At 35.6% G+C, this 24961-nt stretch carries 28 protein-coding genes and 1 tRNA gene; 5 read left to right on the top strand and 24 right to left on the bottom strand.

The window, feature by feature from the left end; translation table 11 throughout:
* The first annotated feature begins 31 nt into the window (after positions 1 to 31).
* Both CLU97_RS09610 and CLU97_RS09605 read left to right on the top strand, forming a co-directional pair.
* Positions 32 to 1207, top strand: a complete 1176-nt coding sequence (locus CLU97_RS09610; protein ID WP_121489695.1) for a M28 family peptidase — start codon at positions 32 to 34, stop codon at positions 1205 to 1207.
* 199 nt (positions 1208 to 1406) lie between these two features.
* Positions 1407 to 2576 carry a M28 family peptidase gene (locus CLU97_RS09605; protein WP_121487729.1) on the top strand — a complete coding sequence of 390 codons (1170 nt, stop codon included), beginning with the start codon at positions 1407 to 1409 and terminating at the stop codon, positions 2574 to 2576.
* Between the two features lie 78 nt (positions 2577 to 2654).
* Here the strand turns inward: CLU97_RS09605 and CLU97_RS09600 are convergent, their stop codons facing one another.
* The 18 genes from CLU97_RS09600 to CLU97_RS09515 form a co-directional block, all read right to left on the bottom strand.
* Entirely contained in the window at positions 2655 to 3080 is a 426-nt protein-coding gene (locus CLU97_RS09600) for a hypothetical protein (protein WP_121487728.1), read from the bottom strand.
* A gap of 91 nt (positions 3081 to 3171) precedes the next feature.
* On the bottom strand, positions 3172 to 3759 hold the full coding sequence (gene hisIE / locus CLU97_RS09595; protein WP_121487727.1) for a bifunctional phosphoribosyl-AMP cyclohydrolase/phosphoribosyl-ATP diphosphatase HisIE: 588 nt from the start codon (positions 3757 to 3759) through the stop codon (positions 3172 to 3174).
* Entirely contained in the window at positions 3756 to 4508 is a 753-nt protein-coding gene (gene hisF, locus CLU97_RS09590; RefSeq protein WP_121487726.1) for an imidazole glycerol phosphate synthase subunit HisF, read from the bottom strand. Before hisF ends, hisIE begins: the two co-directional genes overlap by 4 nt.
* Entirely contained in the window at positions 4501 to 5223 is a 723-nt protein-coding gene (hisA, locus tag CLU97_RS09585; protein ID WP_121487725.1) for a 1-(5-phosphoribosyl)-5-[(5-phosphoribosylamino)methylideneamino]imidazole-4-carboxamide isomerase, read from the bottom strand. The genes hisF and hisA overlap by 8 nt, the downstream gene beginning before the upstream one ends.
* A gap of 2 nt (positions 5224 to 5225) precedes the next feature.
* On the bottom strand, positions 5226 to 5804 hold the full coding sequence (gene hisH, locus CLU97_RS09580; protein WP_121487724.1) for an imidazole glycerol phosphate synthase subunit HisH: 579 nt from the start codon (positions 5802 to 5804) through the stop codon (positions 5226 to 5228).
* A 2-nt stretch (positions 5805 to 5806) separates the two neighbouring features.
* Positions 5807 to 6901, bottom strand: a complete 1095-nt coding sequence (gene hisB, locus CLU97_RS09575; RefSeq protein ID WP_121489694.1) for a bifunctional histidinol-phosphatase/imidazoleglycerol-phosphate dehydratase HisB — start codon at positions 6899 to 6901, stop codon at positions 5807 to 5809.
* A 165-nt stretch (positions 6902 to 7066) separates the two neighbouring features.
* A complete protein-coding gene (gene hisC, locus CLU97_RS09570) occupies positions 7067 to 8092 on the bottom strand; it encodes a histidinol-phosphate transaminase (RefSeq protein ID WP_121487723.1) in 1026 nt (341 codons plus the stop codon).
* A gap of 384 nt (positions 8093 to 8476) precedes the next feature.
* Positions 8477 to 9751: a histidinol dehydrogenase gene (gene hisD, locus CLU97_RS09565; RefSeq protein ID WP_121487722.1), complete on the bottom strand. Its 1275-nt coding sequence runs from the start codon at positions 9749 to 9751 to the stop codon at positions 8477 to 8479.
* A 164-nt stretch (positions 9752 to 9915) separates the two neighbouring features.
* Positions 9916 to 10773: an ATP phosphoribosyltransferase gene (gene hisG, locus CLU97_RS09560; RefSeq protein WP_121487721.1), complete on the bottom strand. Its 858-nt coding sequence runs from the start codon at positions 10771 to 10773 to the stop codon at positions 9916 to 9918.
* 244 nt (positions 10774 to 11017) lie between these two features.
* A complete protein-coding gene (locus CLU97_RS09555; protein WP_121487720.1) occupies positions 11018 to 12115 on the bottom strand; it encodes a glycosyltransferase family 4 protein in 1098 nt (365 codons plus the stop codon).
* Complete coding sequence (locus CLU97_RS09550; protein WP_121487719.1) at positions 12112 to 12888, bottom strand: polysaccharide deacetylase family protein; 777 nt, start codon at positions 12886 to 12888, stop codon at positions 12112 to 12114. The genes CLU97_RS09555 and CLU97_RS09550 overlap by 4 nt, the downstream gene beginning before the upstream one ends.
* Position 12889: 1 nt before the next feature.
* Positions 12890 to 13819, bottom strand: coding sequence for a glycosyltransferase family 2 protein (locus CLU97_RS09545; protein WP_121487718.1), 930 nt, complete (start codon positions 13817 to 13819; stop codon positions 12890 to 12892).
* Positions 13820 to 13824: 5 nt separating this feature from the next.
* Complete coding sequence (locus CLU97_RS09540) at positions 13825 to 14994, bottom strand: glycosyltransferase family 87 protein (RefSeq protein ID WP_121487717.1); 1170 nt, start codon at positions 14992 to 14994, stop codon at positions 13825 to 13827.
* Between the two features lie 29 nt (positions 14995 to 15023).
* Entirely contained in the window at positions 15024 to 15836 is an 813-nt protein-coding gene (locus CLU97_RS09535) for a 2,3,4,5-tetrahydropyridine-2,6-dicarboxylate N-succinyltransferase (protein ID WP_121487716.1), read from the bottom strand.
* Positions 15837 to 15918: 82 nt separating this feature from the next.
* Positions 15919 to 16530 carry a methyltransferase family protein gene (locus CLU97_RS09530; RefSeq protein WP_121487715.1) on the bottom strand — a complete coding sequence of 204 codons (612 nt, stop codon included), beginning with the start codon at positions 16528 to 16530 and terminating at the stop codon, positions 15919 to 15921.
* Positions 16531 to 16813: 283 nt separating this feature from the next.
* Positions 16814 to 17185, bottom strand: coding sequence for a DUF2255 family protein (locus CLU97_RS09525; protein WP_121487714.1), 372 nt, complete (start codon positions 17183 to 17185; stop codon positions 16814 to 16816).
* Between the two features lie 109 nt (positions 17186 to 17294).
* Positions 17295 to 17624, bottom strand: a complete 330-nt coding sequence (locus tag CLU97_RS09520) for a LytR/AlgR family response regulator transcription factor (RefSeq protein ID WP_183084546.1) — start codon at positions 17622 to 17624, stop codon at positions 17295 to 17297.
* Positions 17625 to 17638: 14 nt separating this feature from the next.
* Entirely contained in the window at positions 17639 to 18184 is a 546-nt protein-coding gene (locus tag CLU97_RS09515) for a C40 family peptidase (RefSeq protein WP_228437613.1), read from the bottom strand.
* A 181-nt stretch (positions 18185 to 18365) separates the two neighbouring features.
* On the opposite strand from CLU97_RS09515, the gene CLU97_RS09510 reads away from it, so the two are divergent.
* Positions 18366 to 19004, top strand: coding sequence for a hypothetical protein (locus tag CLU97_RS09510; protein ID WP_121487712.1), 639 nt, complete (start codon positions 18366 to 18368; stop codon positions 19002 to 19004).
* 38 nt (positions 19005 to 19042) lie between these two features.
* On the opposite strand, the gene CLU97_RS09505 is transcribed toward CLU97_RS09510, so the two are convergent.
* A complete protein-coding gene (locus CLU97_RS09505) occupies positions 19043 to 19414 on the bottom strand; it encodes a hypothetical protein (RefSeq protein WP_121487711.1) in 372 nt (123 codons plus the stop codon).
* Between the two features lie 382 nt (positions 19415 to 19796).
* Here CLU97_RS09505 and CLU97_RS09500 point away from each other — a divergent pair, with 382 nt between their 5' ends.
* Entirely contained in the window at positions 19797 to 20480 is a 684-nt protein-coding gene (locus CLU97_RS09500) for a hypothetical protein (RefSeq protein WP_121487710.1), read from the top strand.
* A 469-nt stretch (positions 20481 to 20949) separates the two neighbouring features.
* On the opposite strand, the gene arr is transcribed toward CLU97_RS09500, so the two are convergent.
* From arr to CLU97_RS09475, 5 genes are all read right to left on the bottom strand, one after another.
* A complete protein-coding gene (gene arr, locus CLU97_RS24355; RefSeq protein ID WP_410493422.1) occupies positions 20950 to 21357 on the bottom strand; it encodes an NAD(+)--rifampin ADP-ribosyltransferase in 408 nt (135 codons plus the stop codon).
* 447 nt (positions 21358 to 21804) lie between these two features.
* A complete protein-coding gene (locus CLU97_RS09490; protein WP_147436468.1) occupies positions 21805 to 22086 on the bottom strand; it encodes a hypothetical protein in 282 nt (93 codons plus the stop codon).
* 197 nt (positions 22087 to 22283) lie between these two features.
* Positions 22284 to 22619: a hypothetical protein gene (locus CLU97_RS09485; RefSeq protein ID WP_121487707.1), complete on the bottom strand. Its 336-nt coding sequence runs from the start codon at positions 22617 to 22619 to the stop codon at positions 22284 to 22286.
* 28 nt (positions 22620 to 22647) lie between these two features.
* Positions 22648 to 23442, bottom strand: coding sequence for a hypothetical protein (locus tag CLU97_RS09480; protein WP_121487706.1), 795 nt, complete (start codon positions 23440 to 23442; stop codon positions 22648 to 22650).
* A 42-nt stretch (positions 23443 to 23484) separates the two neighbouring features.
* Positions 23485 to 24291: a hypothetical protein gene (locus CLU97_RS09475; RefSeq protein WP_183084545.1), complete on the bottom strand. Its 807-nt coding sequence runs from the start codon at positions 24289 to 24291 to the stop codon at positions 23485 to 23487.
* Between the two features lie 471 nt (positions 24292 to 24762).
* On the opposite strand from CLU97_RS09475, the gene CLU97_RS09470 reads away from it, so the two are divergent.
* A tRNA-Ala gene (locus CLU97_RS09470) sits at positions 24763 to 24836 on the top strand.
* The last annotated feature ends 125 nt before the right edge of the window (positions 24837 to 24961 follow it).

Genomic DNA, 24961 nt, shown 5'->3' with positions numbered 1-24961 from the left:
CCATCAGTATTTCATGGATCAGAATCATACAATGAAGAAAATTTCTACTTTTTTACTCGCTTCTATTGCTATTTATAATGTGAATGCTCAAAGTTTCATTCAGGCTTATCAGGACAGAGCGAATATGGTGAATCAAACCAATATTACCACTTCTCTTCAGGAATTTGCAGGATTGGGTGTAAAAAAAACAGGTACTACAGCCAATAACAATGCTCTGGAATGGCTTAAAACCAAATACCTTTCCTATGGCTATACTGCCAGCCAGATTGTAGAAGACCCTTTTACTTTAGGAGGATACACTTCAAAAAATCTGGTGATTACTAAAACGGGAACCGTATATCCGAATAAATATGTGATCATCTGTGGACATTTCGACAGTATTATCGGGACGGGAGTTAATGATAACGGCAGCGGAACCTCTATCCTTCTTGAAGCAGCAAGGATTCTGAAAGACGTACCAACAGAATATTCCATAAAATTTATTCATTTTTCCGGGGAAGAACAAGGACTTTTGGGGAGCACTCATTATGCCAATACTGTTGCTTATCAGGGGAGTAACCGTGTTTTAGATATTAAGCTCGTTTTTAATCTGGATCAGGTAGGTGGTGTGATGGGAAATAATAACAACACCGTTTATTGTGATGAAGATCAGGGTGGACTTTCAACCAATAATGCGGCTTCTGCTGCTGTAACCCAGGAACTGAGAAACTGCACAGCACTCTACTCTCCTCTTCTGACGGCTGTAGATCCTGCGGAAGACACGGATTATATCCCTTTTGAGCAGAAAGGTGAAGTCATTACGGGTTTCTTTGAAAGAATCAGAAGTACTTATCCACATACGGTAAATGATACGTTTGCCAATACGGATCCTGTATACATTTACAAAATAGGAAAAGCATCTGTGGGAGCATTACAGCATTTCGCGGTTGCCACAGGAACACTGGGTACTTATGAAACGGTTATAAAAAATACTCTTGAAAATATAAAAATCTATCCAAACCCTGCAAAGGATATGATCAATATTGAGCTTCCGGATTCCGGGATTAAGAATTTCACTTTTGAAATTACCGATTTTCAAGGACGCTCTATTTTCAAGAGAATCAATGAAACAAAAATCAATACTTCAAGATTGGAAAATGGTGCCTACCTTGGAATTTTAAAAGCAGGAGATCAAACTGTAGTTAGAAAAGTGATGATCGAAAGATAATTGACAATTAAACTTAATTAAATAAAAACCTTTGAAGTCATTCAGAGGTTTTTTGTTTTTTATACCCAATTAAAATATTCACAACACAGAATAATGAATCAATATGATATCCATAATTAATTTTCTATTATTTTAACAAATTAAACACTTTATTGTGATTTATTTACTACATTCGTGTCACCAAAATAATATTATTTATATGAAAAAATTCACAACACTTTTGTGCACTGCATTTGTGATGCAGTACATTGGGGCTCAAAGCTTTATTCAGGCTTACAAAGACAGAGCGGATATGGTTACCCAGGCTAACATTACTGCCAATCTTCAGGAGTTTAGCAATTTAGGTGTAAAAACTACAGGCTCTGTAGCTAATACCAACACGCTGAACTGGATCAAAAACAAATACACTTCTTATGGTTATAGCGCCAGCCAAATCGTAGAAAGTCCTTTTACTTTCGGGACTACAAGCTCCAAAAATTTAATTATTACCAAAACCGGGACGCTTTATCCTAACAAGTATGTCATTATTTGCGGACACTTCGATACCATTAATGGTCCGGGGGTGAATGATAATGGCAGCGGAACATCCATTATTCTGGAAGCGGCAAGAATTTTAAGAAATGTCCCAACTGAATATTCTATCAAGTTCATCCATTTTTCCGGTGAAGAACAAGGTCTAAGAGGAAGCAGCCACTATGTAAATAATGTGGTCTATCAGGGAGGTGTCCGTAAACTGGATATCAAACTGGTCATCAATCTGGATCAGGTAGGTGGTGTAAAAGGAAATAATAACAATACCGTGTACTGTGATGAAGACCAGGGAGGGGTTTCCAGCAATAATGCAGCTTCTGCAGCAGTAACTCAGCAGTTGAGAAACTGTACGGCGCTCTACTCTCCTCTTCAGACAGCTGTAGATCCGGCTGCTGATACAGATTATATTCCTTTTGAGCAGAAAGGTGAAGTGATTACCGGATATTTTGAAAGAATAAGAAGCACCTATCCACACTCTTCAAAAGATACTTTTACCAATATGGATCCTGTTTATGTTTATAATATCGGGAAGGCTACTGTAGGCGCTTTACAGCATTTTGCAACGGCAACTACCACAATGAGCAAAGCAACTGCTAAAAACTCATTAGAAGCGGTCAAAATCTATCCAAATCCAGCCAATAATGTTCTCAATATTGACTTACCTGATTCTAAAGAAGCCAACTTCAGTTTTGAAATCAGTAATTCTCTGGGAAGATCTCTTCTGAAAGTAAATAATGAAAGAAAAATTGATGTTTCAAGTTTACAAAACGGAGTGTACATCGGTGTATTAAAAGTAGGAGAAGAAACTCTTGTTAAGAATATTATGATTGAAAGATAAGAGATCAATCAATTTATATCAATAAAACAGCAGGAATATTCCTGCTGTTTTATTTTGGAAAATACGTTTAAATATTTGTCATTTTAAACAGTTATTTTTTAATGCCAGTTCTTTGATTTTAGAAACAATAGCCTGTTCATTAATAAAGCCATTTTTAATATCTGTTAATAATTCCTCCAGAGTTACTTTATAAACATCCGCTTCATTAAATGATAGAAAACGTATAATTTCTTCTAAAGCATTATCAAAATCTTTAAGCTCACAATAGGATAAATATTTTATCTGAGAAGCTAATTCATTGTGCTCATCCTTCTGTAATAAATTATCAGCAATATCAATAGCCCATTGATATTCTCCTATTTTATACCAACAATTTGACATGAATAACAGTCTATAGTTTTCAGCCTTTGGAGATAATCCATTTAAATAATTTAAAATAGTAACAGCAGGCATATATTGCCCATCATTCATTAGATCCAGAGCTTTCTGTAACTCATTAATCATACATCTGAAAGTTTATTTTATCTGATCTAAAATAGCATTTTTCATTTACCAAAGTGCTTTCTGCCTTACAACCAAACAGCGAACCAGATTTTTATTGATCTCTGTTTTTAAGAATTTCTTCAATCTCCTCCAAAGAAAACCCTTTGGCTTTCAATAAAATCAGCAAGTGATACAGCAAATCTGCAGCTTCATTTTTAAAGAGTTCTTCGTTATTATCTTTAGCTTCTATAACCAATTCTACTGCTTCCTCTCCGACTTTCTGAGCCATTTTATTAATTCCTCTCTGGTAAAGTGAATAGGTGTAAGAGCCTTCAGCTTTGGTATCTATTCTCTGTGAAATCTTTTCTTCCAGCTCATACAAAAAACCTTTAGCATTCTTTTCTCCGAAACAGCTGAAACTTCCCGTATGACAAACTACATTTTTCGGAACAGCTTTAATTAAAATGGTATCCTGGTCACAGTCAATGTCAATACTTTTTACTGTTAAAAAATTACCCGATTCCTCACCTTTTGTCCAGAGCCTGTTTTTGGAGCGGCTGAAAAAAGTAACAATTCCTTCTTTTTCTGTTTTTTCAAAAGCTTCTTCATTCATGTAGCCCAGCATCAAAACCTGCAGTGTTCTGCTGTCCTGAATGACTACCGGAACAAGCCCATTATCTTTATTAAAATCTATTTTCATCGTACTTCTATTTTTTGAGTTTTTAACTCTTGTTTTAAATCCTGAATCCCTATTTCATTAAAATGGAAAATACTGGCTGCCAATCCTCCTGTAGCTTTTGTTTCATTGAATACTTTAACAAAGTCATCCACAGCACCAGCACCGCCTGAAGCAATCACCGGAATACCTACCGCTTCAGAAACCAGCTTTGTAATGCGAAGATCAAAGCCATTTTTTGTGCCATCGCCATCCATAGAAGTCAGCAGAATTTCTCCTGCTCCGAGGGACTCAGCTTTTTTTGCCCATTCTACTGTAGAAAGTTCTGTGGCTTCTCTTCCGCCTTTGATGTGAACCAGGTCTTTATCAGCCACCATCCTTGTATCAATAGCCACCACAACGCATTGGCTACCGAATTCTTGAGCTAACTCAGAAATAAGTGCCGGATTTTTTACCGCTGAGGAATTGATACTGATTTTGTCTGCTCCTGCTTCCAGAAGCTTTCTGACATCTTCCACAGACGAAATTCCACCTCCCACGGTAAAAGGAATGCTGAGCTCTTTTGCAATATCTTTTACCAAATCTACAAAGGTTTTTCTGTTTTCAATAGTTGCAGTAATATCAAGAAAAACAAGCTCATCTGCTCCTTCCTGTTCATATTTTTTGGCAAGCTCTACGGGATCTCCTGCATTTTTAAGATCTTCAAAATTGATTCCTTTCACCGTAGCCCCATCTTTGATATCCAGACATGGAATAATTCTTTTTTTAAGCATTTTCAATAAAATTTTGAAGTTGTTGTAAGCTTATTTTTCCTTCATAAATTGCTTTTCCGATGATTGTCCCTGTACACCCGATATCTTTCATTTTATACACGTCAACAATACCGGAAATACCACCGCTTGCTACAAGCTGAACTGATGTTTTATATAAAATCTCAATATAAAGCCCGGTTGACGGACCTTCCAGCATCCCATCTTTTGCAATATCAGTGCATATTGTGGATTGTATTCCTTTTTCCTGATACTGAAGGATAAAATCAATGATGTCATTATCACTTTCTTCAAGCCATCCGGAAGTTTTAATTTTTCTGTTGTCACAATCAGCGCCAAGAATAATTTTCTCAGCACCATATTTTTGGATCATTTCATAGCAGAACTCAGGATTTTGCACCGCAATACTTCCTAAAGTAATCTGTTTTGCCCCAGAATTGAAAGCTGTTTCAATATCTTCCTGAGTTTTTAATCCTCCCCCAAAATCAATATGCAGCGAAGTAGACTGAGCAATATTTTCAAGAACCTTCTGATTGACAATATGCTTTGATTTTGCTCCATCAAGATCCACCAGGTGAAGAAACTTAATGCCGAAACTTTCAAATTCTTTCGCCACTTCTACAGGGTCTTCATTATATATTTTCTTTGTGTTATAATCTCCTTTTGACAGGCGGACACATTTGCCGTCAATAATATCAATAGCCGGAATTATTTTCATCATTATAAATTTATAAAGTTCTTAACAATCTGATTTCCTACGATTCCTGATTTTTCAGGATGAAATTGTACCGCAAAAAAATTGTCTTTCTGTAATGAAGCACTGAATGGCAGGATATAATCACAAACAGAAGTGGTAAAGTCTGAGAGTTCACAATAATAACTGTGAACAAAATAGACATCATTATTTTTTTCGATTCCTGAAAACAATGGTGATTTCTGCTCTGAAAGTGTATTCCAGCCCATGTGCGGAACAATATCCTTTGCCGGAAATTTTCTGACCTTGATATCAAAAATTCCCATTCCTTCGGTATCCCCTTCTTCATTTCCTTTACACATCAACTGCATTCCCAGACATATTCCTAAAACAGGCTGTTTAAGACTTGGAATCAGGAGATCAAGTGCTCTTTCTTTCAGAAGTTTCATGGTAGACGAAGCTTCTCCAACGCCTGGAAAAATCACTTTATCAGCTTTTAAAATCTGCTCAGGATCATCTGTAATCACAGAATCAACATTCAGCCTGTTGAGGGCATTCTGGACAGAGTTCACATTTCCTCCGTTGTATTTTATTATGGCAATCATATTTATAAACTTCCTTTTGTAGAAGGTAAACTGTAATTAGTATCCGATTGATTTACCGCCATTTTAACGGCTTTTGCAAAGGCTTTAAAGATGGATTCTATTTTGTGGTGTTCATTATCTCCTTCTGCTTTGATATTCAGATTGGATTTTGAGGCATCCGTAAAGGACTTAAAAAAGTGATAAAACATTTCGGTAGGCATATCCCCTATCTTTTCTCTTTTAAACGGAGCATCCCAAACCAACCATGGTCTTCCGCCAAAGTCAATAGCCACCTGAGAGAGACAATCATCCATCGGAAGCAGGAAACCATATCTTTCAATTCCTTTTTTCTTTCCTAATGCTTTTAAAATGGCTTCTCCCAATACAATCCCTGTATCTTCAATGGTGTGGTGCTCATCTACAGCAAGGTCTCCGTTTACTTTAATCGTAAGATCCATATTTCCGTGTCTCGCAATCTGATCCAGCATGTGATCAAAAAAGTGAAGTCCGGTTGAAATATCTGACTTACCATTTCCATCAAGATTGACTTCAATTTCAATATCAGTTTCATTGGTTTTTCTGGAGACTTTGGCTTTCCTCATTCCTGATTTTAAGAACTGATAAATCTCTGACCACTGTGCTGTAGATAACTCGGCTTCTGTATTTAAGTTTTGATTAAGATAAATAGCTTTAGATTTCAGATTTTTAGCAAGTTGAACATCCGTACTTCGATCGCCAATTACATAGGAATTTTCAAGATCATAGTTTCCATAAATATATTTACTCAGCATTCCGATTCCTGGTTTTCTGGTAGGAAGATTTTCGGATTCAAAGCTTTTATCAATTAAAATATCACTAAAAATGATTCCTTCATTTTCAAATGCCTGCAACATTTTTGCATGGGGTTTTATGAAATCTTCTTCAGGAAAACTATCCGTTCCCAACCCGTCTTGATTGGTTACCATCACCAGCTCGTAATCCAGCTCACTGACAATTTTTGCCAGGTTTTGAAAAACTCCCGGATAAAACTCAAGCTTTTCCAGAGAGTCTACCTGAAAATCTGTAGGCGGTTCAATGATCAATGTTCCGTCACGGTCTATAAAGAGTACTTTTTTCATATGTTTTTTTATTTTTTTAACCATTAAGCTTTTTTAAGTGATTCAGAAGTATTAAGAACATAGCTGAAGCTATTAATTTAGCGTTGCATTTTATTCATCCTGATGAATCTTAACTTTTCTTATTATCTTCGTTTCTCTTAATGGTTTATATTTTAACAAGCTATATTATATTCTTTTTAAAAGGTTAATTAGTTTTTCATTTTCCGAACGGTTACCCACATTAATCCTGATACATCCAGGAATAGCCGGGTCTCTTCTGCTGGTTAAAATTTCTTCATCCAACATTTTTGCATAGACATTGTCAACATTTTCCATTCTGATCAGAAAGAAATTAGCATCTGTTGAAAATATTTTCTTAATGCATGTAATTCCTTCAAACTGCTGTTTTAACCATGTTCTCTCTTCCAGAATACGAGTTACGTTCTCCTGAAGCTTATTTTCTTCCTCCAATGTCTTTAAAATCAATTCCTGGCTCAAAACATTCACATTATAAGGCGCTTTTACGGTATTAATCAGGGTAATAGTCTCTTCGGATGCATAAGCCATACCTACTCTTGCTCCGGCAAATCCCCATGCTTTAGAAAAAGTCTGCAGTACAATCAAGTTAGAATATTGATCCAACAGTTCCAGACTTGATTTTTTACCAGAGAATTCGATATAAGCTTCATCTACTACAACGATTCCATTAAAATTCTGAAGATAAAATTCAATATCATCTACACTGTTTCCTGTAGGATTATTAGGTGAACATAAAAAGAAAATCTTCAGGGAAGGATCTTCTGCCGCTTTTAAGAAATTGTCTTTTACGATTTCAAAGTTTTCATTCAAATCCAGTTTCAAAACTTTATTCTCATTGATTGCTGCATAGAAACCATACATCGCAAATGACGGATTCATCATCAGAACGGCATCTTTTTTAGGTTCACAGAAAATTTTAATGATAAGGTCTATCAGCTCGTCACTTCCGTTTCCTATGGCAATCTGTGAGGGTGAAACATTTTTAAGCCCCGCAAGCTTGCTTTTAAGCCTTTTTTGGGTAGAATCCGGATAACGGTTACATTCTCCAAAAGGACTTTCATTCGCATCCAGCATTACCGGAGCGTTGAATTCATTATGATCCCTGAAACTGATGTAGGGCTGTAATTGTAATATATTTTCTCTTACGAGTGTTTTGATACTGCTATTTTTCATTGTATTGATTTTCTTTAAAAAAATGATTTAATATAAAACCGTTTTTAAACCATTAAGCTGGATTAAGTGATTAAGAATAATGAAGAAAATATCTTGCGATTTTTATTAAGCAGTGAGCTAAATTCAAATGTATTTAAATCTTAACATTACTTAAAAGCTTCATTTTCTTAATGGTTCAATTTTTTTGATAAACGCAAGGGCGCAAAGTTTTTTAATTCTGTAACACTTTTTTAAGGCGCAAGAAAATCTAAGATTTTCAGCAAGAGTATAGGCATTGTTTTGTGTTTTTATATACATTATTCAATTTTATCGGAGATAAAATCTTTGCGTCCTAAAAAATATGTTTTACAATATTATTTTGCGTCTTTGCGTTTTCCAACATTCTTACCTTAATCTTATTGACACTGCATTTTTGTGAGCAAACAGACCTTCTGCTTCTGCCATAAGCTCTATTGTTTTTCCTAAATTCTGAAGACCTTCTTTTGAAAGCTGCTGAAATGTTATTTTTTTCACAAAGCTATCCAGCGATACTCCGCTGTAATTTTTTGCATAAGCATTGGTAGGAAGCGTGTGATTTGTTCCGCTGGCATAATCTCCGGCGCTCTCACAGGAATAGTTTCCAAGGAAAACGGAGCCAGCATTCTGAATCACCGGAATATATTTTTCAAAATCATTAATTGCCAGAATAAGGTGTTCCGGAGCATAAAGATTACTGAAATCTAGCGCTTCCTCCAGAGAATTCACTAAAATAAAAGAGCTGTTTTCCAAAGCCTGAGCGGCAAATTCATTTCTCGGTAATTCTTTGATTTGCTGTCCAACTGCCTCTATTGTCTCTTCAAATACTTTAAGGTCTGTAGTAATAAACACAACCTGACTGTCACTGCCGTGTTCTGCCTGAGAAAGAAGATCTGCAGCGCAAAAATCAGGAACGGCCTGTTCATCTGCAATCACAAGAACTTCACTCGGTCCGGCAGGCATATCAATAGCAACTCCGTAACGTTGTGCATATTCTTTTCCTGCAACCACAAACTGATTTCCGGGGCCAAAAATTTTATTAACAGCGGGAATACTTTCTGTTCCAAAAGTCATAGCTGCAATAGCCTGCGCTCCACCTGCTTTAAAGATTTCCGAAACTCCGCAAAGCTTTGCTGCATAAAGAATTGCAGGATTGACATTTCCATTCTTATCCGGTGGTGTGCACAGCACTATTTCTTTACATCCGGCCAGGTTCGCAGGAACTGCAAGCATCAATACCGTAGAGAACAAAGGAGCCGTTCCTCCCGGAATATAAATTCCCACTTTTTCTACAGCACGGTTTTCACGCCAGCAAACAACTCCTTTTGTCGTTTCAACTTTCTGAATTTCCTGTTTTTGAGAGGCGTGAAATACTGAAATATTTTCTTTAGCCTGTTGAATAGCCTGTTTCAATTCATCATTGAGCTGCTTTTCAGCCTCCTGGATTTCAGCATCAGAAACTTTTATGCTCTTAGTTTCTGCTTTATCAAACTTTTTGTTGAATTCTATTAAAGCTTTATCTCCATTTTTTTCAACTTCTACGAATATTTCTGTAATCAGACCTGAAATTTCTTTCTGCTCAAGAACAGGACGTTTTACCAGGTCTGTCCAGGTGTCTTTTGTGGGATATCTGTATATTTTCATTGTACTTTTTAATTTTTTCTTTGAACCATTAAGATTCTTTTAAGTTGTTAAGTTTTATAAAGATCATAGCTGAAGCTATTTATTAAGATTTGTTTATTCATTCATCTCTGACGAACCTTAACTATTCTTCATATCTTAATGATCTTGATGATTAATTACATTTTTTAAATAACCATTTTATCAATTGGGATGATTAGGATATCCTGAGCACCATTTTCTTTGAGTTCGTCGATGACATCCCAGAAACGTTCTTCATCAATCACGGAGTGAATACTGCTCCAGCCCTCTTCTGCAAGCGGAATGACTGTGGGGCTTTTTAATACGGGAAGAACATCAGCAATTTTCTGGATTTTTTCGTTGGGAACATTCATCAGAATGTATTTAGAATTTTTTGCTTTTAAAACGGACTTGATTCTGAAGACGAATTTTTCAAGAATAGCTTCTTTTTCGAGTGTTAACTGAGGCGTTTGAGCCAAAACAGCCTCCGATTTCAGCAAAGTAACCGTTTCCCTTAATCCGTTTTTGAATAGAGTACTTCCGGAACTTACAATATCGCATATTCCATCTGCCAAGCCTATATTAGGAGCTATTTCTACAGAACCGGAAATAATGTGGATATCTGATACAATTCCTTCTTTTTCCAAAAAGCTTTTAAGGGTATTGGGATATGAAGTAGCAATTTTTTTACCCTGAAAATAAGAAAGTTCATCGGTTTCTACTTCTTTGGGAACAGCCAATGAAACACGGCATTTTGAAAAACCAAGCTTCTGAACAGTCTTGATATTTTTACCTTTTTCTATCAGGAGATTTTCACCAAGAATGGCAACATCCACCACTCCGTCTTCCAGATATTGAGGGATGTCTGAGTTCCGAAGGTACATGATTTCCATCGGAAAGTTATCTACTGAAACTTTAAGTTGGTCTTTACCGTTGTTGACGAAGATTCCGCAGTCTTTGAGAAGCTGAAGAGATTCTTCATAAAGCCGGCCGCTTTTTTGGATCGCAATTTTTAATTTACTCATTTTGCCTTTTTTGGGTCCGAGCAAATAAAAACTGATCTATTGAAATTTCTGAGGAGAATTCAGGAAACAAAAAAACCGTCAATTTACTCAGACGGTTTTAATTATTTTTGATTTTAGCATATACTTATATCAATCAATTCCGTCTAGCAGAGATGATGATAATGATGTAATGCTAAAAATGTTGGTTTCATTGTATTGAATTATGATGCAAATGTAGGATTTATTTTTAAAATGCAAACTTTTTTCAGATAATTTTTTGATAGAACTTTATCAATTCTTTCGCAATGGGTTCGTCATTAAACTTCTGAACAAACTCGAAACCCTTTTCCTCACGGCGTTTTCTCTCGGATTCATTTTCCCAGAGAAATTTAATTTTCGCCCGGATATCGAGATCATTGTCAGGATTTACATATACAGAATCTTTTCCTCCTGCTTCCGGCAGACAACTTGTGTTGCTTGTAACTACTACAGTTTTGGAGAAAAGTGCCTCAATCACAGGAATTCCGAAGCCTTCAAAGAAACTTGGATAAACAAAAATATCTGCAAGTTTATAGAGACAAGCCAGTTCATCCATAGAAACTCCTTCAAGGAAGAGCACCTGGTTTTCCATTTTATTCTTTTTCAGAAAACTTTCTATTTTCTGGTAATATTTGGTCTTCCTGCCCACTACGATTAATGGAATTCCAGTTCCGTTGATTGCTTTTACAACATTCAATAGATTTTTACGGTCTTCGATGGTTCCAACATTCAGTATAAACCTTTCCGGAAGCTTAAATTTCTCTTTTACAGCCTGCATGAGTTCCGGAGACTGCTGTTCTTTAAAAGCATGATGACACCCCTGATAAATAACTTCAATCTTCGTCTCGGGAACCTTTAAATACTGGATAATATCTTTTTTGGTCTGTTCTGAAATAGCGATGATTTTATCAGCCGAATCAGCTGCTTTTTTAAACTTCCAGAAATGGATTCTCCTGTCAAAAAAAGAATAATACTGCGGATATCTTACAAAGATCAGATCATGAATGGTAACCACCTTTTTAATGGGTTTTGGATCCCATTTTAAAGGAAGTTCCCCGGATAAGCCATGGAAAATATCTGCATCTTGTTTTTGGGCATCTTTACCCATTTTCAATTGGCGGGAAAGGCTTCCTTTTGAAGTTTCAACAAAATGAACATTAGGTCGGTTCAGAATATCTTTTCCCCTCTCCGATTTGTTTTTATTCAGTAACAGATATTCATTCTCCGGTCCGTATTCTGAAAGGATTCTTACCAGATCTCTCGAGTAATTTCCCAAACCGGATGTATTGTGGAAAAACCGTTTTGCATCAAAGGCAATCTTCATCGTTCTATCTGTTTTTGAAATTCCTGAAATGTTCCGAATGCATGTCCTTTTTCTTTCAGCCAGCCTACAAACGAATCAAATCTTTCTACCATCTCTCTTCCGGAGTTTTTTACGGTAAATCCAGGAAGTTTAAAAGCTTCGTCTTTGATTTCTGCAAATTCCCACGGATGAAAATAAATATTCAGATATTTATCTTTTTTCAAACTGTCCGAAGCCAGTTTTTTATAGAAAAATAAAGGAAAGTTGTGAAAGCTTAACCAAAATAAAGGAATTCTGAAATTAGGAGAAACAGAAGCCGGAACCTGCGTTACATTTCCTTCTTTGAAATACGTTCTGGATACTTTTAAATTATTATATCTTCCCGGTAAAAATGTAGGATTGATGGAGGAATTGTAGGAATATCCTGCTCTTTCCACTTCTTTTTCGTCTACAGGCATCATTCTCGGCATTCTTAATCCGGTAACCTTTGTGGAGAATAATTCTTCCAGCCTTTCTCTTGATTCCTTTAAGTGTTTCTCTTCAAATTCTGAATGAAACCAAGTGTGCGAAGCCAGTTCATGGCCTTCTTTTAATAACCTTTCAATAAGGTTTTTACTGTTTTCTGCAAAGACTACTGTGGAAAAGAAAGTAGCTTTGGCATTATGTTTTTTAAGGATATCGAGAATTCTCTCTAATCCCGTCTGTGAAATTGAAATCTGCTTTTCAAAGGGAATTTCACCCTTATATTCTAATGGCATATCAAATTCTTCAATATCAAAACTCAATAAAACCATTCTAAAAATTTTTGCTTTTAATAATATAATTAGGCCTGTCTTTCACCTGTTTAAATATTTTACCTAAATAAATTCCCATGATTCCGAGGATGATCAGCTGAAGCCCTCCAAAGAAAACAATCGTCATGATCAAAGATGCCCAACCTGATATTTCAGTTTTTGCAATAAATGAATGAATCACATACGTTCCATACCCGATTACGGAAAGCGCTGAAAACAAAAAACCCAGATACGCCGCCAGATAAAGCGGTTTTACACTGAAAGCAGTGATTCCTGTAAAGGCAAAAGTAAACATCTTTTTAAGATTGTAGCTGCTTTTTCCGGAGAGTCTTTCTGCTGCGGTAAAGTCGATGCCTGTTTGTTTGAAACCCATCCAACTCGTTAATCCTCTCAGGAATAAGTCGTCTTCATTAAAATTTCTCATGACTTCAACAGCGCTTGCATCCAACAGTCTGAAGTCTGAGCCGCCACCTTTCGTTAAATTAACGTCTGAAAGGCTTGATAAAAGCTTGTAAAACAAGTCTGATGTTTTTCTTTTAAAGAAAGAAATCTCTTTGGGATAAGTTCTATAGGTAAAAACTACATCATATCCTTCTTCCCATTTCTTAATCATTTCAGGAATAAGAGCCGGCGGATGTTGAAGGTCCCCGTCCATAGAGATAACCGCATTTCCATGGGCACTGTCCATTCCTGCTTTTACAGCTGGCTGACGTCCAAAATTACGGGAAAACTCAATGAATTTCACTTCTTCATACTGACTGGAAAGTTCTTCTAATTTCTGTTGAGTATTATCTCTGCTGCCATCATTCACAAATATGATTTCAAAGTCATAATTATTTAAGCCATCAAAAACTTCTTTAATTTTCTGATGGATCATGGCAACGTTTCCTTCTTCGTTATAGGCGGGAATTACAATTGAAATTTTCTTCATATTTATTAATTCAGGCTATAATTTTTCTCAAAATCTTTAGTCAGAAGCTCATAAGTTACTCTCAACCAGATTACAATACAAGGTACGGCTTTTAATGAATATTTAATGATATAATTCTCTTTTACAAATTTAGGAAACAGATCCGAAGTGGAGAAACATGTGAAAATAATGACAAAAACCAGCAATCCTATGATAAGCGGTGTTCTTTCTTTCTGAAGGAAAAACCAGATCAGCACTCCTACCACCGCAATAATGTATGTTGGAGATTCTGAACTGGAGCTGAACAATACCAAAAACAGCAATGTTGAAGCCAAAATCATCAGTTGGAAAGCATAATGTTTGTATTGTTTAATTCTGATATAAGGTAAAGCAAAAAGCGGCAATCCGCCTGCTAAAAATACAAGATTAGAAATAGACGCATCTCCTAAAACTCTTCTTACAAAGCCCATTAGTGAGATATCCTGCATATTCCCTAAAACCTGATTTTCATTATTCTTTTCTACAATAGACTGAAACCAGTCTGTATAGCATTGAATTACAAACTGCGGACTTGAATATGCCATAGGAAGTACAAAAAATAGTACGGCAATGGCAACTCCTGAAAGAATAAATTTAGTCTTGTTTTTAATAAAGAAAAACTGTGTTAATCCAACAATTCCGTAGATTTTCACAAAGATTCCTATTAAAATGGCGGTTACAGACTTTACTTCTTTTCTTTCGTAAATATAGACTGCGGATAACAGCAAGAGACCTGTAAGCGCTACATTGAACTGCAAACTTAAAGCTGCGGTAATGTATTCCTGAAGACAAAGCAGTCCGAAAATTGCTTTTTTACTGTCTGAAAACGGCAGTTTATAAATTCCGTAGATAAAGATGAAGGTATTGGCAATATTCCATAATGAAATCCCAAGCCAATCCGGCATCATAGCGAAAGGGGCAATCAATGCACTGAAAAATACGCCGTAATGGTTAAGATCAAAATAAAGGTCAGGATAATGGATAAATAAGTTCTTCTGATGAAGGGTATTAAAGAATACGTTTTTAAAAATCAGGTAATTATTAATCGCATAATCTCCTCTCAGATATTTGGAAATGGCTGTAACGACTGATATAATAAGATAAACCCCAAATATATATTTAGGGTTTAAAAGTATTTTAAGAAATTTTTCTTTCAAGATTTCAGTATTAGTTTAAAATATTAATCTTAAACAGCTACATTATTATCTCTCAATGCATCATTCAGAGATGTTTTCTTATCTGTAGATTCTTTTCTCTGACCAATGATCAGTGCACATGGAACCTGATATTCTCCAGCCGGATATTGTTTTGTATAGCTTCCAGGGATTACTACTGAACGAGCAGGAACTCTTCCTTTGATTTCAATTGGAGCATCTCCTGTAACGTCGATAATTTTTGTAGAAGCGGTCAATACTACGTTGGCACCCAATACTGCTTCTTTTTCTACATGAACACCTTCTACAACGATACATCTTGAACCGATAAAGCAATCATCTTCAATAATTACCGGAGCAGCCTGTAATGGTTCTAATACACCACCGATCCCTACACCACCACTCAGGTGAACATTTTTACCGATCTGTGCACAGCTTCCTACTGTAGCCCAGGTATCAACCATAGTTCCGGAATCTACATAAGCACCAATGTTTACATAAGATGGCATCATAATTACTCCCGGAGCAATGTAAGCTCCTTCTCTTGCCACTGCATGTGGTACAACTCTCACTCCTTTTTCAGCATACCCTCTCTTCAAAGGCATTTTATCATGAAATTCAAACGGACCTACTTCAATAGTTTCCATTTTCTGAATCGGGAAATACATTACTACTGCTTTTTTTACCCATTCATTTACCTGCCATCCGTTTTCTGTAGGTTCTGCAGTACGAAGTTCACCTTTATCAACTAAAGAAATAACCTCTCTTATCGCCTTTTGGCTGTCTTCATTTTGTAATAAATCTCTATTATCCCAGATATTTTCAATAGTTTGTTGTAATGACATGTTTCTTATTTAAATTAGTTTGAAAAATTATACCAGCCAAAGATACAAAAAAGTTCAGCAAAACGGTTTTAACATAACGCTTTTAATAAAGTCTCAGCATGCGCTTCACCCTCTTTTTGTAGCTCAGATAGATTTCTCCGTGTTCTTTTAACAGATACTCTTCCTCAAGCCTTATCTGAATCTGCATCAAAACAGATCCAATCAGGAGAAAAGAAAAAGCAATTACAGTCGGGAAAACAATGAAAAATCCGACAAGACTGATGGTCATCCCCAAAAATATGGGATTTCTTGAAAATCTGAATAATCCATGAGTTACCAATTCTGTTTTAGCTGCATTGTCAATTCCAATCCGCCATGAATTTTTCATTTGCAGCTGTGCTATAAGCACCCAAATCAATGCAAAGATCATTAAAGTCATTCCTATATATTGAAGGAAATTAATTTCCAGAAAATCGATTTTAAAAGCGGGAAAAATATCTTCAGGAAAAAACAACAAAAGTATTGTATATACAAATAATGCCAGTAAAATCAGTTTGAAATACTTTCCTACAAGCGCATATGCTGAGTCGTCTCTAGGAAGAACATTAGGGCTTTTACCAATTTGCCTGGCAACTTTATAGCTAATGCCAACAAAGGAAACGTTAAAGAAAATTATGAAATATAAAGGGATAAAAAATCTGATGAAATCTGCCATAGGATAATAGTTTTAGCAAATTTGCCAGGTTTTGTGATGCAATGCTATTGCAATGATGGATTACAGAAAGATTATTATTGGAAACGTAAGGATTCCCCTCCTCCGGAGGGGTGGCGAAAATTCAAAGAATTTTTGACGGGGTGGTTAAAGAGTATAATTGTATAAGTTTTCGCTAAAGCCAATTAAATTTTGTTTTCAATTAAACAGACTAAAACCCCTTCCTATTAATATTTTTACACTATAATCTCGCAGATTAAGAGATTCCGCAGATTTTTTAATCTCCTTAATCCAAAATAATAAACTCCATCGTTTTTGCAATATGCTTTTCCTGAATAATCCCTTGTGAATATGGGATATTATGTCCGGAATTATATTTTGCCGGATACGCCTGATTAATTTCTTCGGTAAGATTACTGATATCTTCCGGAATGATTGCTTTTATAGAATAAATAGTTTCACCACATTGAATTTCTCCTTCTGACTCTTCCAAAAAAGTATTGTACCAGCTTCTTTCAGCGAGTCCCCAGGATCTTGCGAAAATCCGGTTTTGGACTACAACCATCCATATTTCCAGAAATTCTGGTCTTTGATATCCTGCTTTTATTCCGATGATTGTGTTGTTTTGAATGTAATCTAATGCTGCATCTTTATTCATTGTCTTAATTTTCTGTGAAACTAAAACATAAAAAGAAGAATGAAAAACTATTTATGTATACTGTCAGAAATATGATGCAACTGAACATTTTTCTGATGTGATGTGTTTTCTAAAGCATCATTTTACCAAGAGCTGTCTGTAGACATTCTTTGTAGCTTTTAGCCACTGTAATTTTTAAATCACCGCTGATCAGGTGATTGTCTTCGAAAGATTCGATATTCGTCAGATTGACAATGTATGAATTGTGGACACGCATAAATTCGTCCGGAAGGTTTTCAATAAGATCTTTAAGCGTTTTATAGTAAATATATTTATTCTTATTTATGGTAAGAACTTCTACATAGTTCCCAAGTCCCTTGATGACACTGATATCGTCAAAGAAAAGCTTGATCAGCTTTTTCTCTGTCTTAATGAAAGCAAATGTCCGGGTCTCTATCATTTTAAGAATATATTTTACAAAACTCTTTGGGCATGAAGGTAGGCCTTATTCCAGTATTTTTCGTTCAGTGAAGAAATCATTACTCCTTTTGAGGTAGAAGCGTGAATGAATTTCACTTCTCCATCTGGACCAATATCGTGAACAATTCCTACGTGAGATACTCTGCTCCCTCCTGCTGTTGCAAAGAATAACAGATCACCAGGTTTTACATCTTTGATATCAATGTTTTTTCCGGCCTCGGCCTGATCAGAAGATCTTCTCGGAAGACTAAAATCATTTTCTTCAAATACTTTTACGGTAAATCCGGAACAATCGAATCCTGATGATGTATTTCCTCCAAATTTATAAGGAGTTCCGATGTATTTTTCAGCATCTTTCAGAATGTCATTGATCGATCGGGAAACATTACCATTAAATTTTGAATCCAGCTTTCTGAGATTCTCAGCTTTTGCTATTGTTTTCGTATTTGATTTTTTGTTACCGGATACTCTTTTAGACGATCCGCAGGAAACCACAAAAACAGATGCTGCCAGTATAACAGCCATGTGCTTTACTTTCATTTTTTGTTGAAATAATTCCGTTCCCATATTCTTCTGATTTATAATTAATTAACAAAACCCATCACAAATATACATTTTATATTTTAATTACGGTATAACTATACTACAACTATATTATAAATATATGTTAAAATTTTGATTTTCATTATTTATTGGTATATTTGACTTCTATTTTAAAGATATGGCAACCTATGAAAGTGTAATCAAGATCACCGGAGCTGTGGGCGACCTGGTGTTTTATAATCTGAACGGGAAAAATGTGGTTCGGAAGAAAAGCGGGTTCAATAAAACGGCTTTTAAAAAGAGTCCATCATATGAGAAAGTCCGCCAAAACAGTTCGGAATTTGGGCATTGTTCAAAAATGGGAAAGATTATTCGTAAGAGTCTGGAAAGCTACATCAAAGAAGCAGGTGATCCACTCCTCTATCAGAAGTTTGCAAAATTGATGACGTCTATTAAGGATTTGGACAAGATTTCCGAAAGAGGAAAACGGACGGTTGGAAATGGGTTAAAAACAGAAGAAGGCAAAAAGCTTTTGAGAGAATTTCAGATGGGTGCCATCCAAAATGTTTCGGATTGTGTAAGAATTCAGGATCAAATGCTTTATAAGAATGAGAAATGTTTCTCGGATCAGACATTATTCATCATCATAAAATTAGATTCTGAAAAATACATAACAGAATCTGCTGAAGAAATAATTACCTGGAACAAAGAACAGGAAAGTCTTTTTAAAAAGTATTTTTCTAAAGATGACCTTCTACTCCACTTTATGGTATTAAAGAATAAGAAGAATGAAATTACCCATATGGGGTTTGTTTAAATAAAAAAGTCTGCAGAATCTACTGCAGACTTTTTATTTTATTTCTTTTGTCCTTTCCAGCTTCCTGATTTTGGAGGCGTCGGAAGTGAGTTAGACCAGGTTCCGTTTCCATTTTTATCTTTAAAAGATAATGTTCCTTTGAATTCTCCTTTTGAAGGAAGTCCCAATGTTGCTGTAAGATCTCCTGTTTCACTTAAATTTCCGGAAATATTATAGTTTTCATCATTTACATCGGAATGCATTGTTCCTACCACTTTACCATTTTCATCTATCACAAAGTTCCAAACTCCTTTGTCACTTCCTTCATAAGAACCAGACCATGTTCCTACATAATCATAGATGGTATCATCATCTGAGCTGCAACCGATAAATAAAAACGCCGTAAATAAAAGTAAAAAAAGTTTCTTCATAGTTTCAGTAGTTTTATAACCTAAAATCCTGTTATTCTCTATGATGTTCTTCTTAAAAGTTCCTTCACAGAGAATAGTGTTTAATATTTATTATTTTTTTGTTCCGTGCAAATCTACTAATTTTTTATTCAAATTATCTGAATTTTAATTAGTGACCAATATGTTTATTAAAAAACAACATATTTCGGCTAAAATACAAATATTTTTCAAACAATTACAAGCTGTTTAAATTTTGAGTTATTTTAAAAATAAACTTAAAAACGGATAGTATTATATTCAATATTCGTTTACAATTACTTTATATTAGATTTCAGGCTATTTTTCTTTCTGTTTTGAGGATATTTCTTACCTTAGTGAAAAATTTAACCTTTTCAAAAATAACATGAAAACAAAAACATTCTTTTTGGCAGTTCTTGCCATGAGTGGAAGCTTAGCAGCACAGGTTGGGATTAATACATCCTCTCCTACTCAAACGTTAGACGTTAATGGTTTGGTAAGAGTAAGAGCCCTTTCTAATGCCGAAAAAAAAATTGTTGCAGCTGATGCAGAAGGCGTTTTAACCCTGATTTCACCGGAAGAGATTTTTGCTCCCAAGGCATTATTAAACACCTCTATGTCTTCTGCCGATCAAAGACTGACTATTTATGAAGGAAAATGCTTTCAGCCTCTTGATAATGCTTCTTCCTGTACCGTTTCTATCAATCATTATACCTCTTGTACCGGATTCACTAATCCTGTAGATACTCAAGTTGTGGTAGGACAAGGAATCAATACAGGAAATGGGCAGTTTTTAGGTACCTGGACAGCCAGATATGTTGATAATAAAGGTTTTGCCGGTACCGCTCCTGTTGCTAACCAAACAGCACCTGATTATCCCAGAATTTCTTATCCAACAGCCAATACAGTAAATTATCTGGGCAGTGGTACTTTTGGGGGACAATGTAATACGGATATTGTTACCACCATTAACCAAACCACTGGAGATATAAAAGTGGAATCTGTAAAACGAAACATGTACGCACACCTTGTGTACCTTATTAATATAGCCCGCTCCAGATCTTTATAAGAGTTGATATTTAATTTCAAAAAAGACAGCCACAATATGAATTGTGGCTGTTTTTTGTTTTTTACTCAATAAAACCTTCTTTTTCAGAGGGTAAATAATTTATTTTTTATTGGGAACACATTCGCATGAACAGTCATGAAGATCTTGCATATCATCGCAAACTCCTACTGATCTGCACTCATAATGAAATCCGATTTTACACTGAACAACCGGAGTCGCTCCACCTTTTACTGATTTTAATTGCTGTCTGAGATTTTCTTTAAATTTTTCATGGTTAAAAATTTTTAGTTCGCTCCAAATATAGCAATATTACTTAAATAGAGAAATAAAAAAATATCCAATAGAAAGTGTCCAACCGAGAGACCAAGACTATTGGATAAATGAAAAACTTGTTTCAAATCTATGAAAACATTTATCCGGCACTTTATGAGTATAGTCATAAACAGATATTTTCATTATCATTTTAAAACTAATTAATGATTTCTCCTTTACTATTCTCTAATTTTTCGCGGAATCTTTGAAGGTCTTCAGCACTTGGCCTGGTCCATTCTGTAATTTCGCCGATGATTTTCAAAGGCATTTCGGAGCGGTAAGAACGGGTAGGATTTCCCGGGAATTTCTTATCGGTTACATTGGGATCATTTTCAAAATTTCCTGTTGGCTCCACAACATATACACGCTCTACTCCATTTCCTTTTGCCAGTGCAGCAGCAAGTCCTGCTCCATTGGTCAAAGCTGTGAAATAAATGTGATTCATTTTTAATTCTGATTGATAATTAGAATTTCCGCCTGCTGTCAGCAGATCTCCAATTTGTAAATCTGCTTTTGTTCCATGATAAAAAGGGCCTTTATCAGACGGCTGATTTTTAAGTAACACCGATAATTCGGCATTCTCTTTTGATTTTTCCGTATCTCCTAACTCTTCGTAACATTTAGAGATATTCAGGTAAAGAGAAGGCAGCGCACTTTTAACCGTGTCATTATTTATTTTTAAGGCAAATTCTAAAGAAGTTTCAAGCCATTTTAAACGGTCAACTGCCAATTTCTGATGACGTGCTATATAATATGATGCCAGAAACTTTTCATGATCATCCGAAGCTTCTTCCCATGCTTGTAAAAATAATTGAACCGCATCTTCAGGTATTCCTTTATCTTCAAAACTCATCCCTTGAAGGCAAAGCTTGACCACAGGATTAAAAGGGGAAAATTCCATGTTTTATTTTTTCTCAAAGCTAACTTATTCTGATGGGATTCCAAGATTTAAAAAAACAATAATGACAATAAAAAATTCTACAAAATTTAGATTTGTAGAGTTTACAACCATCTATTTGATTGGTGTTATCCTAATATTAACAGCATCACGGTTACCCGAGCCAAACGTTAGCCTAAAAGCTGTTCCGCTTCCTCCGGCACCGTTTACTGTAAGGGTATAGTTTCCCGCAGGTAAAGTTAAAGTAGAACGGGGAACAAGATAAAAATTACCTGTTGCAGCAAAAGTTGCGAAGCTATTAATATAAGTAAGTGAGGATAATCCAAACACAGTATTAGTAGGAATACCCGTAGGTGCAGTAGTAAATGAATAATATAGAGTGCATAATTTTACCACATTATCCGTTATTCCAGCTCCTGGAGATCCCTGGGAAATACCTGAATTGGTAAAAACTGCAGAAATATTAGAATTAAACTCTACTAAAGAGGTCTTATTGAGCGTAAATGATATGGTAGATAAAGTAATAGTGGATATCGATCCGCTGGTGGTAGCTGCCGGAACATCTAAAACTGTAGCAGAAAGTGCATCTCCGCCTATGGTACCCCTGAAGTCATTGTTTTTTCAGACCAGGGTGTTTTTCTCTGCCACTGGCTTCCGTCATTATAGTATTCTCCCGGATAAACGGGATTTGCTGCTACAGAATTATTTGTTGCTGTGTTGTATACCGTCATTCCGGCAACATGGGCTGAAAGGGGTGAAGGATTATTGGTTGCGGTAAGAGCTACTCTGGGAAGTAACAAGCCTTTATTGGTACTGCTTATATCCAGCATTGCATTACTGTTGGGTGAAGCTAGACCTATTCCCACCTGTGCCACTACCGGGGATGAAACCCCTAAAAAAATAATTAATGTATATAATAAATTTTTCATTAGTCCTGTTTTAATCAATGTATACTCTTTATCTTGTTGGTGTGGCTTTAATCTGGGCAAGATCACGAATACCCGATCCATAATTAACCCTAAAAGCTGCTGCTCCAGATGCTGATCCATTTAAATTGACAACATAATTTCCCGCCGGCAATTGGAGTACTGCATGAGGCGCTGTATAAAGATTACCTGTAATGGTGGTTATATTAGCCGTTGTGGTATTCATATAATTCATTGTACTGTCTCCAAATGGTGTATTGACAGCTATTCCGCTGGGTGCAGAAGTAAACAGGAAATTTACAGTAACTAATTTTACAGACGAATCACCTACCGGAGTATTGCTATCTCCGTTTGCTGTAAAAGACATCGAAATATTTCCTCCAAACTCTACACTGGAAGGTCTGTCCAGAGTAAAAGAAAAAGATGTTAAAGTTGTAGTGACAGTACTCCCAGCCGAAACATCGACAGGAATAGGTGAAAGTAAATCAGCAATAGTGCCTCCTGCTATCATTCTTACATCATTTAAAGCTGAGTTTCTCTGCCATTGTGTTCCATCATTATAATATTCACCAGGATATACCGGGTTGGCTGCAACAGAAGTATTAGTTGCTGTATTGTACACCGTCATTCCAGCTACATGGCTGGTAAGCGGTGCCGGGTTATTAGTGGCTATCAATGCAACTCTGGGTAGTAAAAAACCTTTATTAGTACTTGTAATATCCAATTGTGCATTGGTATTTGGATTTGAAATTCCTAGCCCAACCTGTGCATTTGTAACTAAATAAAAACCCATGAATATCAGAGTAATATATTTGTTTTTTTTCATATTTTGATTTTTAGAGGTGCTTAAAATATAAAGGTATTCTGATTACTGTAATGGAGTTGCTTTGATCATAATCAAATCACGGGTACCACCCCCATATCCTATTCTGAAAGCTGTCCCGCTTAAAACAGAGCCTCGTAAATTTAAAACATAGCTGCCTACAGGTAAGGTAACTACTGCATATGGATTCAGATAAACATCTCCAATTGTTGTTCCCGCATTCGAAAGTAAATTGGTATAAGAGGTTGAATGATCCCCAAAAAAAGCTGTTGTAGATACTCCTGCCGGAGCTGTGGTAAACTGAAAATTAATCGTACATAATTTTACGGATCCATCTGATAATGGAGTCGTATTGCTTCCGGAAGCAGTATATCGGGTAGAGACATTCGCACTGAATTCTACCGTTGAAGGTCTGTCTAAAGTAAAAGAAATAGTACTCAAAACTGTACTCAATGCCGTTTCTGCTACAGCATCTGCAGTGATGAGCGAAATAGGGTCATTGATACTTCCCCCCGTAATTGTTCTGACGTCATTCCATGTAGATTTTCTTAACCACTGAGTGCCGTCATTATAATAAGGACCCGGATATACAGGATTAGAAGCCACAGAAGTATTAGTCGCTGTATTGTAAACCGTCATTCCGGCAACATGGGCAGAAAGTGGAGATGCGCTGTTGGTAGAAATAAGAGCAACTCTTGGAAATAAAACACCTTTATTTGTACTGATTACATCCAGCATGGCATTGGCATTAGGAGAAGAAGTTCCGATTCCGATTTGGGCTTTAATCATTGAAAAGCCGGCCAGTAGAAAAGGAACCATAAAATTCACTGTTTTCATTCTGTATAGTTGCATTAGTTTTTATGATAAAAGGTCTTTAACAGTATATACGAGTTAAATGATTATCTGGTTTTATTTTGAGAAAAAAATTAAAACTTATAGAAAGATTCTTATGTTTAATATAAGTCTACTAAATGCTTTACTTACCTATATTATTCATGATTGTCTTTATTCGAACATGACATTAGTAATACTAGGTATAAGATTTTTTTCATTCTTTTTTACAAAAATGAAATATTCTTAATACGATACTTTACGGAAATCCGTAACTATAATTATTGCACAATTAAAATCTTTTTATATAAATGGGAATAATTCAATATATAATACTCCAGAGAATCTAGGTTAGCTTATCAATTTATCTCCAAAAGATTGAATTAGAAACCAAGGTTGAAAAAAATGACAGTCAATTTTGAGAAATAATCTACAAAACATTTGCAAATACCATTTAAATACTTACTTTTGTAGCGCTTTTAGAATAAAGACGGGGGATTGGCGCAGTTGGCTAGCGCGTTTGACTGGCAGTCAAAAGGTCACGGGTTCGAATCCCGTATTCTCCACAGATGTAGCTGAAAATATATTCAAAATACATTAAAACATTATAACTCCTATAATTCTTGATGATTATAGGAGTTTTTTATTTCTTGAAATTAATAAAAGCCCCCATTCCTCATTGAAAAACTTC

This window comes from Chryseobacterium sp. 7, from assembly GCF_003663845.1.
Taxonomy (GTDB): Bacteria; Bacteroidota; Bacteroidia; order Flavobacteriales; family Weeksellaceae; genus Chryseobacterium.
This window is presented reverse-complemented; position numbering and strand designations above follow the sequence as displayed.

Bases quoted from the DNA above. Each gene is read 5' to 3' on its own strand.
- CLU97_RS09610 (WP_121489695.1), top strand. From the start codon at position 32: ATGAAGAAAATTTCTACTTTTTTACTCGCTTCTATTGCTATTTATAAT.
- CLU97_RS09605 (WP_121487729.1), top strand. From the start codon at position 1,407: ATGAAAAAATTCACAACACTTTTGTGCACTGCATTTGTGATGCAGTAC.
- CLU97_RS09600 (WP_121487728.1), bottom strand. From the start codon at position 3,080: ATGATTAATGAGTTACAGAAAGCTCTGGATCTAATGAATGATGGGCAA.
- hisIE (WP_121487727.1), bottom strand. From the start codon at position 3,759: ATGAAAATAGATTTTAATAAAGATAATGGGCTTGTTCCGGTAGTCATT.
- hisF (WP_121487726.1), bottom strand. From the start codon at position 4,508: ATGCTTAAAAAAAGAATTATTCCATGTCTGGATATCAAAGATGGGGCT.
- hisA (WP_121487725.1), bottom strand. From the start codon at position 5,223: ATGAAAATAATTCCGGCTATTGATATTATTGACGGCAAATGTGTCCGC.
- hisH (WP_121487724.1), bottom strand. From the start codon at position 5,804: ATGATTGCCATAATAAAATACAACGGAGGAAATGTGAACTCTGTCCAG.
- hisB (WP_121489694.1), bottom strand. From the start codon at position 6,901: ATGAAAAAAGTACTCTTTATAGACCGTGACGGAACATTGATCATTGAA.
- hisC (WP_121487723.1), bottom strand. From the start codon at position 8,092: ATGAAAAATAGCAGTATCAAAACACTCGTAAGAGAAAATATATTACAA.
- hisD (WP_121487722.1), bottom strand. From the start codon at position 9,751: ATGAAAATATACAGATATCCCACAAAAGACACCTGGACAGACCTGGTA.
- hisG (WP_121487721.1), bottom strand. From the start codon at position 10,773: ATGAGTAAATTAAAAATTGCGATCCAAAAAAGCGGCCGGCTTTATGAA.
- CLU97_RS09555 (WP_121487720.1), bottom strand. From the start codon at position 12,115: ATGAAGATTGCCTTTGATGCAAAACGGTTTTTCCACAATACATCCGGT.
- CLU97_RS09550 (WP_121487719.1), bottom strand. From the start codon at position 12,888: ATGGTTTTATTGAGTTTTGATATTGAAGAATTTGATATGCCATTAGAA.
- CLU97_RS09545 (WP_121487718.1), bottom strand. From the start codon at position 13,819: ATGAAGAAAATTTCAATTGTAATTCCCGCCTATAACGAAGAAGGAAAC.
- CLU97_RS09535 (WP_121487716.1), bottom strand. From the start codon at position 15,836: ATGTCATTACAACAAACTATTGAAAATATCTGGGATAATAGAGATTTA.
- CLU97_RS09530 (WP_121487715.1), bottom strand. From the start codon at position 16,530: ATGGCAGATTTCATCAGATTTTTTATCCCTTTATATTTCATAATTTTC.
- CLU97_RS09525 (WP_121487714.1), bottom strand. From the start codon at position 17,185: ATGAATAAAGATGCAGCATTAGATTACATTCAAAACAACACAATCATC.
- CLU97_RS09520 (WP_183084546.1), bottom strand. From the start codon at position 17,624: ATGATAGAGACCCGGACATTTGCTTTCATTAAGACAGAGAAAAAGCTG.
- CLU97_RS09515 (WP_228437613.1), bottom strand. From the start codon at position 18,184: ATGAAAGTAAAGCACATGGCTGTTATACTGGCAGCATCTGTTTTTGTG.
- CLU97_RS09510 (WP_121487712.1), top strand. From the start codon at position 18,366: ATGGCAACCTATGAAAGTGTAATCAAGATCACCGGAGCTGTGGGCGAC.
- CLU97_RS09505 (WP_121487711.1), bottom strand. From the start codon at position 19,414: ATGAAGAAACTTTTTTTACTTTTATTTACGGCGTTTTTATTTATCGGT.
- CLU97_RS09500 (WP_121487710.1), top strand. From the start codon at position 19,797: ATGAAAACAAAAACATTCTTTTTGGCAGTTCTTGCCATGAGTGGAAGC.
- CLU97_RS09485 (WP_121487707.1), bottom strand. From the start codon at position 22,619: ATGAAAAATTTATTATATACATTAATTATTTTTTTAGGGGTTTCATCC.
- CLU97_RS09480 (WP_121487706.1), bottom strand. From the start codon at position 23,442: ATGAAAAAAAACAAATATATTACTCTGATATTCATGGGTTTTTATTTA.
- CLU97_RS09475 (WP_183084545.1), bottom strand. From the start codon at position 24,291: ATGCAACTATACAGAATGAAAACAGTGAATTTTATGGTTCCTTTTCTA.